Below are 14,327 nucleotides of genomic sequence, written 5' to 3'. Positions count from 1 at the left end.
TTACCTCAGGCCCCCTTGGCCGCGGTACGGACCAGGACGAGGCCGCCGTTCGGACCAGGAACCGCTCCCTTGATCAGGAGCAGGCCCTTCTCCGCGTCAACGGCATGGACGGTCAGGTTCTGGGTGGTGACCCGCTCATTGCCCATGCGGCCGGCCATGCGCAGGCCCTTGAACACGCGGCCCGGCGTGGCGCAGCCACCGATGGAGCCCGGCGAGCGGTGCTTGCGCTGGGTGCCGTGGCCGGCGCCGAGGCCGGCGAAGCCGTGGCGCTTCATGACACCGGCGGTGCCCTTGCCCTTGCTGGTGCCGGTCACGTCGACCTTGACACCGGACTCGAACACCTCGGCGGTGACCTCCTGGCCGAGCGTGTACTCACCGGCGTCGGTGGTACGCAGCTCCACCAGGTGGCGGCGCGGGGTGACGTCGGCCTTGGCGAAGTGGCCCTTGAGGGGCTTGTTCACCTTGCGCGGGTCGATCTCGCCGAAGGCGATCTGGACGGCGTCGTAGCCGTCGGAGTCAGCGGTACGGACCTGGGTCACGACGCAGGGACCGGCCTTGACGACGGTGACCGGGACGACGCGGTTGTTCTCGTCCCACACCTGCGTCATGCCGAGCTTCTCGCCCAGGACGCCCTTGATCTGCTTAGCCATCTCGCGCGTCACCTCAGAGCTTGATCTCGATGTCGACGCCCGCCGGCAGGTCGAGACGCATGAGCGAGTCGACGGTCTTCGGCGTGGGGTCGAGGATGTCGATGAGGCGCTTGTGCGTGCGCATCTCGAAGTGCTCGCGCGAGTCCTTGTACTTGTGCGGCGACTTGATGACGCAGTACACGTTCTTCTCTGTGGGCAGCGGCACCGGGCCCGCGACCGACGCACCAGTGCGCGTCACCGTCTCGACGATCTTCTTCGCCGAAGTGTCGATGACCTCGTGGTCGTAGGCCTTGAGCCGGATGCGGATCTTCTGTCCCGCCATGGCTACTTCGTAGTCCTGTCTCTCGTAACGCTCTGGGACCCGGCGGGTGAGCGTCTTTTCTCCGACCCACGCGGTCGGGCGTGTCGCACTCCCGCCAGTACGGATTTCCCGAAGGATTCCCTGCTGAGGGGGTGCGGCCCGAAGACCGCGAGCCGGGGGAAGACACCCACCGGGCGCCTGGCCGGTACCCCGCTGACGCTTCCCGGAAGATTCCCGTACTTCCGCCCCTGATAAGAGGCGACGAGTACTGCGGGACTCGCTTCCAGTCCTCCCGGCGGGAGGCGCGCAGCATCGGCACTCAACCGAGCAACCTGGACAGTGTGCCACACGGGGCAGGCCCGTAGCCAATTGGGAACCCGGGATCGTACCCCGCCGGACGGGCCCGGAACCCTCCCACGCGCGCGGCTTCCGGCTCCCGTACGGGAGCCGGGCCCGGGCGGCGTCCAGACTCCAGTCGTTCCGGCCGGCCTCCGCCCCCGTCAGCCGACCGGGACCGCCGGGACCGCCTGGGGGCTGCGCTGCTGGTCGGTGCCCGGGACGGGCGCGGAGGCGTCGCTGCCGAGCTCGACGATCCGGTTGTCCGCGTCGACGTGCACCACACGGGGCTTGAGCGCCCTCGCCTCGGCGTCCTCGACCTGGGCGTAGCTGATCAGGATGACCAGATCGCCGGGGTGCACCAGGTGAGCGGCGGCCCCGTTGATGCCGATGACGCCGGAGCCCCGCTCGCCCTCGATGACGTAGGTCTCCAGCCGGGCACCGTTGGTGATGTCCACGATGTGCACCAGCTCGCCGGGCAGCAGGTCGGCGGCGTCCAGCAGATCGGCGTCGACGGTGACGGAGCCGACGTAGTGCAGGTCGGCCTGGGTCACGGTGGCACGGTGGATCTTGGACTTGAACATGGTACGAAGCACGAAGAAACTCCCGATTCGTCTGCTCCCTGCCCGCTCCCGCAGGTCAAGGGCGTTCACTGGAGGCTACATCGTTCCGCATGTCCAGTCAGCCGCCGGCAGGTGTTCGAGCACTCACACTGACCGGCAGGCGTCCTCAGTGCCGTGTTGAACCGAGCAGCGCGCCCTTCACACCACGGCACCGACCGACTCCGCAGTGTGATATTGCTCAAGTGCGGGTGTACGTTGCGAAGCGTGACATTGAGGACGTGGAGGCAGCTCATGGCGGAGTCGCGAGACGACGAGCAGCTCAGTCTGCGCCTGACGGCCGCAGCAGCGTTGGGGTTCGTGCTGACCGTTCCGCCGTTCCTGGCTCGGTTCGATCACATGGGCCAGGTCCTGGGCGTCCCCGTTCTCGCGGCTTACCTGTTTCTCGTCTGGGCGACCGTGATCGGTCTGGTCGCCGTGATCGGCTGCAGATCGAGGTAGGCCGTGCTCCAGACCTGGTTCATCGTCGCTGTGTCGGCCGGATATCTGGGCCTGCTCTTCGCTGTGGCCTTCTACGGTGACCGGCGGGCGGATTCCGGTCGGAGCATCATCAACAATCCCACGATCTACGCGCTGTCCTTCGGCGTGTACGCCACCTCGTGGACGTACTACGGCAGCGTGGGCTGGGCCGCCAGGGCCGGCGTCGGCTTCCTGCCGATCTACCTGGGGCCGACGCTCATGCTCGCGCTGGGCTGGCTGGTGCTGCGCAGAATCATCCTGATGAGCCGCCGGCACCGGGTCACCTCGCTGGCCGACTTCGTCTCCGCCCGCTACGGCAAGAGCACCGCACTGGGCTGTCTGGTGACGATCATCGCCGTGGTGGGGGTTGTTCCCTACATCTCGCTGCAGCTCAAGGCGGTCTCCCTCACCTTTACGGTCATTCGGCGGCACCCCGTGGTCACGTCCGAGCCGGGCCATATCCCGCTGTTGCAGGACACCGGGTTGTACGCGGCGCTGGTGCTCGCCGCGTTCACCATCGTCTTCGGCACCCGTCATCTGGACGCCACCGAACGCCACGAGGGCATGGTCGCAGCCATCGCGTTCGAGTCCGTGGTCAAGCTCGTGGCGTTCCTCTCGGCCGGGATTTTTGTGACTTTCTGGATGTTCGGAGGGCTCCACGACCTGTTCTCCCGGGCCGCGGACGCCGGCCTCACCACGCTGTTCACGCTGCGCGAGCAGACCGGCTACGGCATGTGGGTCTGGCTCACGGTGCTGTCCATGCTGGCGATCGTGCTGCTGCCCCGGCAGTGGCAGATCGGCGTTGTCGAGAACGTCGACGAGAAGCACCTCAGGCGGGCGATGTGGCTGTTCCCGCTGTACCTGCTCGCGATCAGCATCTTCGTGCTTCCGATCGCAGCCGGCGGGCTCCTGCGGTTCGGACAGGCCGTCGACGCCGACACCTATGTGCTGACCCTGCCGATGGCCGGAGGCCAGGAGGCACTCGCCCTGCTCGTCTTCATCGGCGGCCTCAGCGCGGCCACCAGCATGGTCATCGTCGAGACGACCGCGCTCAGCACCATGGTGTCGAACTCACTCGTGATGCCGCTGCTGCTGCGCAGCAAATCCCGGCTGGCGCACCGGGACAACCTCGCCGGGCTGGTGCTGGGCATTCGCCGGGCGACCATAGTGCTGATCCTGCTGCTCGGGTACGCGTACTTCCGGGTTGCGGGCGAGCAGACGACATTGGTATCGATCGGCCTGGTGTCGTTCGCGGCTGTCGCACAGTTCGCGCCCGCCATCCTGGGCGGCCTGTTCTGGAAGGGTGGTTCCCGCCGGGGCGTGCTGGTCGGCCTGGTGGCGGGGTTCGCCGTGTGGGCGTACACCCTGGTGCTGCCGACCTTCGCCGATGCCGATCTACTGTCTGCTTCCTTCTTGCGGGAGGGCCCGCTCGGCATTGGACTGCTCCGGCCACAGCAGCTGCTCGGCCTGGCGGGGATGGACCCGATCAGCCATGCGATGTTCTGGAGTGCACTGCTGAACTTCGGCCTGTATGTCGCAGTCTCCCTCGCGGACCGACCGGACGCTGCCGAGCGGGCGCAGGCGGTGCAGTTCGTCGAAATTCTCGAAGAGCCCGTCAGGGAGCGGCGCTGGCAGGTCCGTGCCACGGTCGGCGAACTGCAGACCCTGCTGGAGCGCTTCCTCGGGCGGGAGGGCGCCCAGCGGGCGTTGCGCTCCTACCACGGAAGGAAACCCGACTCACCGGCAGCCGAAGCGCCGCCGGAGCTGGTCCATCACGCGGAAGCCCAGCTCGTTGGTTCGGTAGGCGCCGCGTCCGCGCGGCTCGCGGTCGCCGCGGTGGCCGGAGAGGAGGAGGTCGGCACCGATGAAGTGATGGAGATGATCGGCGAGGCGTCGCAGAGGGTCGAGCTGGTCCGGTGGCGGCTGAAGTTGCTCTACGACGCGACCGGCGGCATCGGCACCACCCTCGATGTGACCCGTACAGCCGAGGAGCTGACGCAGGTCGCGGTTCCGCGTTTCGCCGACTACGTCGCCGTCGACCTGGCCGAGTCCGTGCTGCGCGATGAGGAACCGGGGATGAACGGCATAAGCACCGGCAGTAAGCGGATGCAGCGCGCGGCCGTCAGCGGTATCCGCGACGACGCGCCCTTCTTCGCCGTCGGTGACCTGATCACTTTCGGGCCGTCCTCGCCACAGGCCCGCAGTGTCGAGAGCGGGCAGGCGGTCCTGGTGCCTCGTCTGCGTGATGCCGCGCGATGGCAGGAGGTGGACCCCGCGCGGGGCTCCCGCATCATCGGCTACGGGATCCATTCGCTCATCACGGCGCCGCTGTCCGCCCGCGGCGTGCTGCTGGGCGTCGTCCACTTCTGGCGCTCCGAGAAGCCCGAGCCCTTCGATCAGGACGATCTGGCCCTCGCGGCCGAACTGGCCACTCGAGCCGCCCTGTCCCTCGACAACGCACGCCGCTACACCCGCGAGCACGGCTTGGCCATGGCGCTGCAGCGGAGACTGCTGCCCCGCGCGCTGCCCGAACAGAACGCCGTCGAGGTCGCTTCCCGTTACCTCCCCGCGCAGGCAGTCGGCGGCGACTGGTTCGACGTCATCCCGCTGCCGGGCGCCAGGGTGGCGCTGGTCATGGGCGACATCGTCGGGCACGGACTGCATGCCGCGGCAACCATGGGGCAGCTGCGCACCGCCGTGCACAACTTCTCCACCCCCCTGGACCTGCCGCCCGACGAACTCCTCAGCCACCTCGACGAGTTGGTCGCCCTTATCGACCAGGACGCGATCGCGGCCGGCGACAAGACCACCGTCACCGGCGCCACCTGCCTGTACGCGGTCTACGACTCCGTGTCCGGCGACTGTGCCATCGCCAGCGCCGGCCACCCTGCGCCCGCGCTCGTACACCCCGACGGGACGGTGGAGTTCCTGGACGTGCCGTCCTGCCTTCCCCTCGGCATCGGCGGACTGCCCTTCGAAGGCGCCGAGTTGCGTCTGCCCGAGGGCAGCAGGCTCGTCCTGTTCACCGACGGCCTCGTCGAGCGCCGCGACCTGGACGTCGACACCGGGCTCCAGTTGCTCCGCGAGACGCTGGCGCGCGCGGACCGTTCGCCCGAGGAGACCTGCGACGCCGTGCTCGACGCCCTGCTCCCGGAGGTCCAGAGCGACGACATCGCGCTGCTCGTCGCCCGTACGCGGGTGGTGGGGCCCGGGCAGGTCGCCGAGTGGGACGTGGAGGGCGAGCCTGCCGCCGTTCGCCGCGTACGCGCTGCCGTCTCCGCCCGGCTCATGGAGTGGGAGCTGGAGGACCTCGTTTACACCACGGAGCTGATCTGCAGCGAACTGATCACCAACGCCATGCGCCACGCCACGGGGCCCATCAAGGTGCGGTTGATCCGCGACCGTGCGCTCACCTTCGAGGTCTCCGACCACAGCAGCACCTCGCCGCATCTGCGCTACGCGGCCAGCACGGACGAGGGCGGACGGGGCCTCTTCCTCGTGGCCCAGTTCGCCGAGCGCTGGGGCACGCGCTACACCAAGGACGGCAAGGTCATCTGGGCGGAGCAGGCGACACCGGGGACGCTCGGCGGCTGACCGGCGCCGCCCGCGGACCCGGCCGCCCGCCCCCGCCGCCGCCGCCGGACGGCGTATCCGCCGGCGGCGCCACCGCGACACCGCAGGACGGAACCCGGCCGGTCACCTCACCCACGGCCGCCGGCCTCACGCCGGTTCGATCTCGCCCGGGCGCCAGGTCTTGTCGAAAAACGGCTGCAGCGGGCTGTAGAGCCGCAGCACCACGAACCACCCCCGGGCCGGCGTGGTCCGGATCCAGTTGCCCTCCGGCACGCCGTCGGGACGGCCGGGCCCGAAGTGCACCGTGGTCGTGCCGTCGGCGGCGACGACCGCTGCCGGGGTGGGGTAGTCCTGGCTGCCGGCCCGTGGGAACCGCTGCGGCGTGTCGATCATCGACCGCGTCTGGTTGTCGTAGACGGTGACCGACCAGAACCGGGCGGCGGGAATACCCGGCGGAAGCACCAGGCGGTGGTGTCTGCCGCCGTCGAGGGGCCGGCCCTCCCGGTCCGCGAACGAGAACAGGTACTGCGAGCCGACTCCGGTCAGCCGCGTGGCGAACGTCGGGCTGATCCCCACGGCCAGGTACCACCACCAGGACCGCAGGTTCAGCTTCCGGGCGCCACTGCTCGGACGGGGTTCGGCACCCCTGCCGGTGATGTCCGCGGGCGGGGTCGCGAAGTCGTGGCCGGACGCGAGCAGACCGTTGACCCACTGGGAGGACGTGCCGTAGAAGTGCGCTCCCTCATCGGGACGCGGACGGCAGGCGAGGGTGCGGGCCGTGGCGTTCCCCACCGCGGCCGCCTCGGTGAGGAGCCTCCGCATCCGCGCGTCCGGCCGGAAGGGCTCGCCCTTGACGATCCCAACCGCGGCCAGCGCGCCGGCGATCTCGGGGTCGAACGACTCGGCCGGCTGGTCCTGCACCAGCTCGTTCGCGAGGTCGAAGTATGTCTCGTCCGCGGGCGGGACCGTGTTCAGGGGCAGCCCGGAGGCTTCGACGAAGCGCGGCGGGCCGGGCCTGCGCAGGGCGGCGGTCCACGTCTCCGCGGTCCAGGGCAGCGGCGGGGCCGTGCCCCCGGTCACGATCTCCCCGACGCTCGTTCCGTACAGCCCCGGCACGTAACGGTGAATGCGCAGCCGCTGCTTGATGCGCTCGACCGCCGGCTTCGGATCGCCGTCCTCGAGGAACGCCCGCCCGCCCAGGATGAGCCGCGTGGTGCGGACCCGGTACGTGAAGAACCCGCCTTCCGGAAGCGGGCCCTGATAGCCGGGCGGTACGAAGAGATAGGCGCCGCCGGTGCCGCGATCCGGTCCGGGCATGCCGGGGTCGGCGACCCAGCGGAACCACATGTCGTTGACGAAGCTGAGGGTGAGGGGCGGCATCTCCACCACCACGGGCCCCTCGGTCAGGTCGAGGAAGGTCAGGAAGTAGACGGTGTCCGCGTTCCCTGTCAGCACCAGCGCCTTGGGGTCCATGAACTCCGAGAAGAGCAGGACATCGTGGTCCCTGGCCCCCGTGTCCAGGAAGCCCTTACGGGCCGCCCACACACTGACGCCGGAGTAGGCGTCGAGGAACGCGCGGACGCCGTCCAGCCGGTCCAGATGGTCGTAGAGGCGGTCGGCGGTCTCGTCGGTGGGCACGCCCAACGGGAAGTCCAGAGTGCCCAGGTGCGTCTCGACCCGCTCGGGAGTCGAGACGGACTCGATGACCTGAGGTGAGAGCTGTGCGGCTCGCTGCAAGGAAACGCTCCGTTCCCGGGAGAAGGCGTCCTGTCGGCCATGAGCCATACATACCGCGCAGAGCCTCACCCCACCTGGGCCGTTGGAGGGCACCGGGGCCGCCGTGGGCAACGCGAAGGGCCCGTACGACCGGAGTCGTACGGGCCCTCGCGTGCCGGCCGGAGCCGGCGGTTGCCTAGACGGCGACCGGGGTCACTTGACGATCTTGGTGACCTGGCCGGCGCCGACGGTCCGGCCACCCTCACGGATGGCGAACTTGAGGCCCTCCTCCATGGCGACCGGCTGGATCAGCTGGACGGACATGGAGGTGTTGTCGCCCGGCATGACCATCTCGGTGCCCTCGGGGAGGGTCACGACGCCGGTCACGTCCGTGGTACGGAAGTAGAACTGCGGGCGGTAGTTGTTGAAGAAGGGGGTGTGACGGCCACCCTCGTCCTTCGACAGGATGTACGCCTGCGCCTCGAACTCCGTGTGCGGGGTGACCGAGCCCGGCTTGATGATGACCTGGCCGCGCTCGACGTCCTCGCGCTTGATGCCACGGAGGAGCAGACCGACGTTCTCACCGGCCTGGCCCTCGTCGAGCAGCTTGCGGAACATCTCGATGCCGGTGACCGTGGTGCTGGTCTTCTCGGTCTTGATGCCGATGATGTCGACGTTCTCGTTGACCTTGAGGACACCACGCTCGATACGGCCGGTGACGACCGTGCCGCGGCCGGTGATGGTGAAGACGTCCTCGATCGGCATCAGGAACGGCTTCTCGACGTCGCGCTCCGGCTCCGGGATCGCCTCGTCGACGGCCTGCATGAGCTTGAGGACGGACTCGCCCCACTCCTTGTCGCCCTCGAGCGCCTTCAGCGCCGAGACGCGCACGACGGGGAGGTCGTCGCCCGGGAACTCGTACTCGGAGAGCAGCTCACGGACCTCGAGCTCGACGAGCTCCATGATCTCCTCGTCGTCCACCATGTCGGCCTTGTTCAGCGCGACGACGATGTACGGCACGCCGACCTGGCGGGCCAGGAGCACGTGCTCCTTGGTCTGCGGCATCGGGCCGTCGGTGGCGGCGACCACGAGGATGGCGCCGTCCATCTGCGCCGCACCGGTGATCATGTTCTTGATGTAGTCCGCGTGACCCGGGCAGTCAACGTGGGCGTAGTGACGCGACTCGGTCTGGTACTCGACGTGCGCGATGGAGATGGTGATACCGCGCTGGCGCTCTTCCGGCGCCTTGTCGATCTGGTCAAAGGCCGAGGCCTCGTTCAGCTCCGGGTACGCGTCGTGCAGCACCTTGGTAATCGCCGCGGTGAGCGTCGTCTTACCGTGGTCGATGTGACCGATGGTGCCGATGTTGACGTGCGGCTTAGTCCGCTCGAACTTCGCCTTCGCCACTGGGGTCCTCCTGTGGACTGGTGCTGTACTCCATCCACGCCTTGCGGATGGGTTCAGGTGGTCTTTCCGAACCGACCAGGACCCCGAGGGGATGCCCTTGGCCGTATTCGCTTGGGGGCAGACTGCCGGGGCCCCCGCCGCGGACCGTGACGGCCCGCGGCGGAGATTCCCGCAGCCTTGTGTGCTCCAGCCTAATAGCTGAGCAGCCTAGTGCTACTCGCCCTTGGCCTTCGCGATGATCTCCTCGGAGACGTTCCGCGGAACCTCGCCGTAGGAGTCGAACTGCATGGAGTAGCTCGCGCGACCGGAGGTCTTGCTGCGGAGGTCGCCGACATAGCCGAACATCTCCGACAGCGGGACCAGGGCCTTGACGACACGGGCGCCGCTGCGCTCGTCCATGGCCTGTACCTGGCCACGACGCGAGTTCAGGTCGCCGATCACATCACCCATGTAGTCCTCGGGGGTGGTGACCTCCACGGCCATCATCGGCTCCAGGAGCACGGGAGACGCCTTGCGAGCGGCCTCCTTGAACGCCTGGGAACCGGCGATCTTGAACGCGAGCTCCGAGGAGTCCACGTCGTGGAAGGCGCCGTCGAGCAGGGTGACGCGGACGCCCACCATCTCGTAGCCCGCCAGGATGCCGAACTGCATGGCCTCCTGACAGCCCGCGTCCACCGAGGGGATGTACTCCTTGGGGATGCGGCCACCGGTGACCTTGTTGACGAACTCGTAGGCCGAGCCGTCCGTGGCCTCCAGGGGCTCGATCGAGATCTGCACCTTGGCGAACTGACCGGTACCACCGGTCTGCTTCTTGTGCGTGTAGTCGACCTTCTCGACCGCCTTGCGAATGGTCTCGCGGTAGGCGACCTGCGGCTTGCCGACGTTGGCCTCGACCTTGAACTCGCGCTTCATGCGGTCGACCAGCACCTCGAGGTGCAGTTCGCCCATGCCGCCGATGATGGTCTGGCCGGTCTCCTCGTCCGAGTGGACCTGGAACGAGGGGTCCTCGTCCGAGAGCCGCTGGATGGCGACACCCAGCTTCTCCTGGTCGCCCTTGGACTTGGGCTCGATCGCGACCTCGATGACCGGGGCCGGGAAGTCCATGGACTCCAGGATCACCGGGTTCTTCTCGTCGCAGAGCGTCTCACCGGTGGTGGTCTGCTTCAGGCCCATGACGGCGACGATGTCGCCGGCGCCCACGCCCGAGATCTCCTCACGCTTGTTCGCGTGCATGCGGTAGATCTTGCCGATGCGCTCCTTCTTGCCCTTCACGGAGTTGAGCACCGCGGTGCCCGTTTCCATGCGGCCGGAGTACACCCGGACATAGGTGAGCTTGCCCAGGTGGGGGTCGCTCATGATCTTGAAGGCGAGACCCGCGAAGGGCTCGTCCTCGCTGGGCTTGCGCTTGATGATCGTCTCGGTGTCCTTGACGTCGGTGCCCTCGATGGCCTCGACGTCCAGGGGAGACGGCAGGTAGCGCACGACCGCGTCGAGCAGGGGCTGAACGCCCTTGTTCTTGAAGGCGGTGCCGCAGAACACCGGGGTGAAGGTCGGCTGACCCGCGTTGTCGGTGTGGGTGGACGCGATGGTGGCACGGCGGATGGCGGCGATGAGCTGCTCCTGGGTGGGCTCCTGGCCCTCCAGGTACATCTCCATCATCTCCTCGTCGTGCTCCGCGACGGTCTCCAGCAGCTTGCCGCGCCATTCCTCGGCGGCTTCCGCATGGGTGTCGGGGATGTCGACGACGTCGTACATCTCGCCCTTGGTCGCCTCGGCGGACCAGACCAGGGCCTTCATCGCCACGAGGTCGACGACGCCCTTGAAGTCCGCCTCGGCACCGATCGGGAGCTGCATGACCAGCGGCACCGCGCCCAGGCGGTCAACGATCATGTCGACGCAGCGGTGGAACTCGGCGCCGGTCCGGTCGAGCTTGTTGACGAAGCAGATGCGCGGAACGCCGTAGCGGTCCGCCTGCCGCCACACGGTCTCGGACTGCGGCTCCACACCGGCGACACCGTCGAACACGGTGACCGCGCCGTCGAGGACGCGGAGCGAACGCTCCACCTCGACGGTGAAGTCGACGTGACCCGGGGTGTCGATGATGTTGATGGTGTGGTCGACGTCGTCCAGGGACCAGTGGCAGGTCGTCGCGGCGGACGTGATGGTGATGCCGCGCTCCTGCTCCTGCTCCATCCAGTCCATCGTGGCAGCGCCCTCGTGGACCTCACCGATCTTGTAGCTCACACCGGTGTAGAACAGGATCCGCTCGGTGGTCGTCGTCTTGCCCGCGTCGATGTGGGCCATGATCCCGATGTTGCGGACCCTGGCCAGGTCAAGTGAAGTGGTGGCCATATGGCTCAGTCTTCTCTCGGTCTCGATGGGGGTAGCGACTACCAGCGGTAGTGCGCGAAGGCCTTGTTGGACTCGGCCATCTTGTGGGTGTCCTCGCGGCGCTTCACGGAGGCGCCCAGACCGTTGCTGGCGTCCAGGAGCTCGTTCATGAGCCGCTCGGTCATGGTCTTCTCCCGGCGGGCGCGGGAGTAGCCGACGAGCCAGCGCAGCGCGAGGGTGGACGCGCGGCCGGGCTTGACCTCGACCGGCACCTGGTAGGTGGCGCCACCGACACGGCGGGACTTGACCTCGAGGGTCGGCTTGATGTTCTCCAGAGCGCGCTTCAGCGTGATGACCGGGTCGTTGCCGGTCTTCTCGCGGAGGCCCTCCATGGCGCCGTAGACGATGCGCTCGGCGGTGGAGCGCTTGCCGTTCAGCAGCACCTTGTTGATCAGCGACGTCACCAGAGGAGAACCGTAGACCGGGTCGATGATGACCGGGCGCTTCGGGGCGGGGCCCTTACGAGGCATGCTTACTTCTCCTTCTTGGCGCCGTAGCGGCTGCGGGCCTGCTTGCGGTTCTTGACACCCTGGGTGTCGAGAGAGCCACGGATGATCTTGTAGCGAACACCCGGCAGGTCCTTCACACGGCCACCACGCACGAGCACGATGGAGTGCTCCTGCAGGTTGTGTCCCTCACCCGGGATGTAAGCGGTGACCTCGATGCCGCTGGTGAGACGCACACGTGCGACCTTACGCAGGGCCGAGTTCGGCTTCTTCGGGGTGGTGGTGAACACACGCGTGCAGACGCCGCGCCGCTGAGGGGACCCCTCGAGCGCGGGCGTCTTGTTCTTCTCGACCTTGTCCTGCCGGCCCTTGCGGACCAGCTGCTGGATCGTAGGCACCGTTTCTCCGGTTTCTGTGTGCCAGTCTCGTTAAAGCTAACCTGGGGTTTTGTACGGATTCCCGACCACTTCCCCGACCCACGCGGTCGGGTGTGTCGAAGCGGCGGACTTCCTGCGGGGCAGTCAGGACACAGAATCGGTGTCGCGGACCGCAACGGCCTCCGGCTCCCGGACGGAAGGCATTTCCCCGCCGATGACGGGAGGAAATGCACGCACAGGAGCCCAGGGACACCCCAGGCACAAGGTCAGAGCGTACCTACCGCATGGGCTCCGGTCAAAACAAGTCCGCACGCGCAGCGGAGCGACGGACAGGGGAGTGAATCCCGCCCCGGATCCTCGTCTCCCCGGCTTCCGCCGGCCCCCGCGCCGGCCCGGGAAATCAGCGCTCGGCGGCGTCCGCAGCCGGGCACGGCCCTGCTTCCCGGCCCGTCGGCGCCGGATGTACGCCGCGCGCGGCCGCGGGCGCCGGGGGAAGGTGGGACCCGGGGCAGGCGCGGAAGCCTGCCGGCGCGCCCGGCCGCCGGCACCGCGGGGCCGTAACCGTGGCCGCGTCCTCCCCTCGCCTCCCCTCGCCTCCCCTCCCCTCCCCTCCCCGACCCGCATCCGGTAACCGGTCGGCGCGTCCGGCCGGGCAGCGCAGAGGAATCAGCCCATGCCCTTCCCCCCACGCCCCTCCCGTCCCGCCGGCGCCGTGCTCGCCCTGGCGGGTTCCGTTCTCGCCCTCACTGTGCTCGGCGGAGCGGCGGTTCCGGCCTCGGCACAGGCACCGGGCGCCCACGCCCGGGCCGCCGCCCCGGGGAACGGCGGCGGATCTCCCGTACCGGAGCTGCCGGCCACGGACCCGGGTGGCGCTCCCGCGCGCGCCCTGCCCGCCTCCGTGGTCACAGGACGGAGCACCCAACTGATCACGGTGAGCGCCCTGGGCACGTACGCCACCGTCACCGCCTGGGAGAAGGAGGACGGCACCTGGAGACCGGCCTTCTCCACCGGCGGGGGGCGTGTCGGGGAGAACGGCGTGGTCGACGGCGCCGCGCGGAAACAGGGCACCTCCACCACGCCGTCCGGGACCTACACCCTGACCGAGGGCTTCGGCCTCGAACCCGGCCGGACCGCCATGCCGTACACCCGCGTCGACGACCGGCACTGGTGGGTGCAGGACACCCGGTCGAAGTACTACAACCAGATGCGCACTCCGGAGGAGATGGACTACCCCCTCACGACGCAGGGCCCCCACTCCAGCGAGCATCTGGTGGACTACCCGGTCCAGTACGCCAAGACGCTGGTCGTCGACTTCAACCGGTGGCCGGCCGTGCCCGGCCGCGGTGCGGGCATCTTCCTGCATGTCAACGGCCGGAGTGCGACGGGGGGTTGCGTGTCGGTGCCGTACCGGACGATGGACCGGATCCTGCGCTGGATCACCCCGTCCGCCCATCCCCTGATCTCCATCGGCTGGCAGCCGGGGCCGCGGTGAGCCCTCGCTCGGGGGACGCCGCACCCCTCCCGCGCGGTCAGACCGTGGCCGCCCCCACCAGGAGCAGCACGAAGAGCAGGCCGAACGCTATCGACAGCCAGCCGATCACGATCCCCGCCATGGCGAAGCCGTCGCCGCCCTCGCCCGTCCTGCGGATCTCGGCCCGCGCCTTGTGGCCCAGGATCACGGCGGGGATGGCCGTCAGGCCCCAGGTCATCGGGGAGAGGATGCCGCAGACCAGGGCGCCGGTGGCGCTGCCGTTCGTCCGGGTGGGCGGCGGGGCCGGGAGGAACGTGTGGGGGACCGCCGCATGCACCGGGTGCACCGGGTGCATCGGGAAACTCTGCGGCACGGGCCCCTGGGGCAGGTCCGCGACGATCGCCTGCAACTGGCCGTGCGTCTGCGCCTGGTAGGCCCGGCCGATGCGCTGTTCGTACTCCCCCTGGGAGAGCCGGCCCTCGGCGAAGCCGGCCTTGAGCACGTCCACCGCGCGCTCCCGGTCGGCGTCCGAGGCGCGCATCACCGACATCTGCGGAAGGTGCACGGCCTGAGTGGGCTG

11 protein-coding genes and 1 pseudogene are annotated in these 14,327 nt (G+C 68.8%); 3 read left to right on the top strand and 9 right to left on the bottom strand.

Going from position 1 to position 14,327, the window contains the following annotated elements; genetic code table 11:
* Positions 1-5: 5 nt before the first annotated feature.
* The 3 genes from rplC to panD all read right to left on the bottom strand — a co-directional run bounded on the left by rplC (position 6) and on the right by panD (position 1,883).
* Complete coding sequence (gene rplC, locus IF83_RS0103740) at positions 6-650, bottom strand: 50S ribosomal protein L3 (RefSeq protein WP_019707822.1); 645 nt, start codon at positions 648-650, stop codon at positions 6-8.
* A 13-nt stretch (positions 651-663) separates the two neighbouring features.
* Positions 664-972: a 30S ribosomal protein S10 gene (gene rpsJ / locus IF83_RS0103735; protein WP_004571821.1), complete on the bottom strand. Its 309-nt coding sequence runs from the start codon at positions 970-972 to the stop codon at positions 664-666.
* A 479-nt stretch (positions 973-1,451) separates the two neighbouring features.
* Entirely contained in the window at positions 1,452-1,883 is a 432-nt protein-coding gene (panD, locus tag IF83_RS0103730; RefSeq protein ID WP_030542563.1) for an aspartate 1-decarboxylase, read from the bottom strand.
* A gap of 231 nt (positions 1,884-2,114) precedes the next feature.
* On the opposite strand from panD, the gene IF83_RS0103725 reads away from it, so the two are divergent.
* Together IF83_RS0103725 and IF83_RS31020 are read left to right on the top strand one after the other, a co-directional pair.
* Positions 2,115-2,348, top strand: a complete 234-nt coding sequence (locus tag IF83_RS0103725; RefSeq protein ID WP_244176816.1) for a hypothetical protein — start codon at positions 2,115-2,117, stop codon at positions 2,346-2,348.
* A gap of 1,911 nt (positions 2,349-4,259) precedes the next feature.
* Positions 4,260-5,960: pseudogene (locus IF83_RS31020) on the top strand (SpoIIE family protein phosphatase); the annotation flags it as partial.
* A gap of 126 nt (positions 5,961-6,086) precedes the next feature.
* Here IF83_RS31020 and IF83_RS0103715 read toward each other — a convergent pair.
* The 5 genes from IF83_RS0103715 to rpsL form a co-directional block, all read right to left on the bottom strand.
* A complete protein-coding gene (locus tag IF83_RS0103715; protein ID WP_037678573.1) occupies positions 6,087-7,676 on the bottom strand; it encodes a DUF1254 domain-containing protein in 1,590 nt (529 codons plus the stop codon).
* Between the two features lie 192 nt (positions 7,677-7,868).
* A complete protein-coding gene (tuf, locus tag IF83_RS0103710; protein WP_030542559.1) occupies positions 7,869-9,062 on the bottom strand; it encodes an elongation factor Tu in 1,194 nt (397 codons plus the stop codon).
* 213 nt (positions 9,063-9,275) lie between these two features.
* The gene (gene fusA / locus IF83_RS0103705) at positions 9,276-11,414 is read right to left on the bottom strand and encodes an elongation factor G (RefSeq protein ID WP_030542558.1); all 2,139 of its coding nucleotides are present in this window, start codon (positions 11,412-11,414) and stop codon (positions 9,276-9,278) included.
* Between the two features lie 38 nt (positions 11,415-11,452).
* A complete protein-coding gene (gene rpsG / locus IF83_RS0103700; RefSeq protein ID WP_019707816.1) occupies positions 11,453-11,923 on the bottom strand; it encodes a 30S ribosomal protein S7 in 471 nt (156 codons plus the stop codon).
* Between the two features lie 2 nt (positions 11,924-11,925).
* Positions 11,926-12,297 (bottom strand): 30S ribosomal protein S12, encoded by a 372-nt coding sequence (gene rpsL, locus IF83_RS0103695; protein ID WP_003948652.1) that lies wholly within the window; start codon positions 12,295-12,297, stop codon positions 11,926-11,928.
* Positions 12,298-12,949: 652 nt separating this feature from the next.
* Here rpsL and IF83_RS0103690 point away from each other — a divergent pair.
* Positions 12,950-13,768, top strand: a complete 819-nt coding sequence (locus IF83_RS0103690; protein WP_078843141.1) for a L,D-transpeptidase family protein — start codon at positions 12,950-12,952, stop codon at positions 13,766-13,768.
* Positions 13,769-13,805: 37 nt separating this feature from the next.
* Here IF83_RS0103690 and IF83_RS0103685 read toward each other — a convergent pair whose 3' ends face one another.
* Positions 13,806-14,288, bottom strand: a complete 483-nt coding sequence (locus IF83_RS0103685) for a DUF1707 and DUF4190 domain-containing protein (RefSeq protein ID WP_030542556.1) — start codon at positions 14,286-14,288, stop codon at positions 13,806-13,808.
* Between the last annotated feature and the right edge of the window lie 39 nt (positions 14,289-14,327).

Source organism: Streptomyces albus subsp. albus (genome assembly GCF_000719865.1).
GTDB lineage: Bacteria > Actinomycetota > Actinomycetes > Streptomycetales > Streptomycetaceae > Streptomyces > Streptomyces albus_E.
Note: the sequence above shows the minus strand (reverse complement) of the source record. Positions and strands in the feature narration are given on the sequence as shown.

Bases quoted from the DNA above. Each gene is read 5' to 3' on its own strand.
- rplC (WP_019707822.1), bottom strand. From the start codon at position 650: ATGGCTAAGCAGATCAAGGGCGTCCTGGGCGAGAAGCTCGGCATGACG.
- rpsJ (WP_004571821.1), bottom strand. From the start codon at position 972: ATGGCGGGACAGAAGATCCGCATCCGGCTCAAGGCCTACGACCACGAG.
- fusA (WP_030542558.1), bottom strand. From the start codon at position 11,414: ATGGCCACCACTTCACTTGACCTGGCCAGGGTCCGCAACATCGGGATC.
- rpsG (WP_019707816.1), bottom strand. From the start codon at position 11,923: ATGCCTCGTAAGGGCCCCGCCCCGAAGCGCCCGGTCATCATCGACCCG.
- IF83_RS0103690 (WP_078843141.1), top strand. From the start codon at position 12,950: ATGCCCTTCCCCCCACGCCCCTCCCGTCCCGCCGGCGCCGTGCTCGCC.
- IF83_RS0103685 (WP_030542556.1), bottom strand. From the start codon at position 14,288: ATGCGCGCCTCGGACGCCGACCGGGAGCGCGCGGTGGACGTGCTCAAG.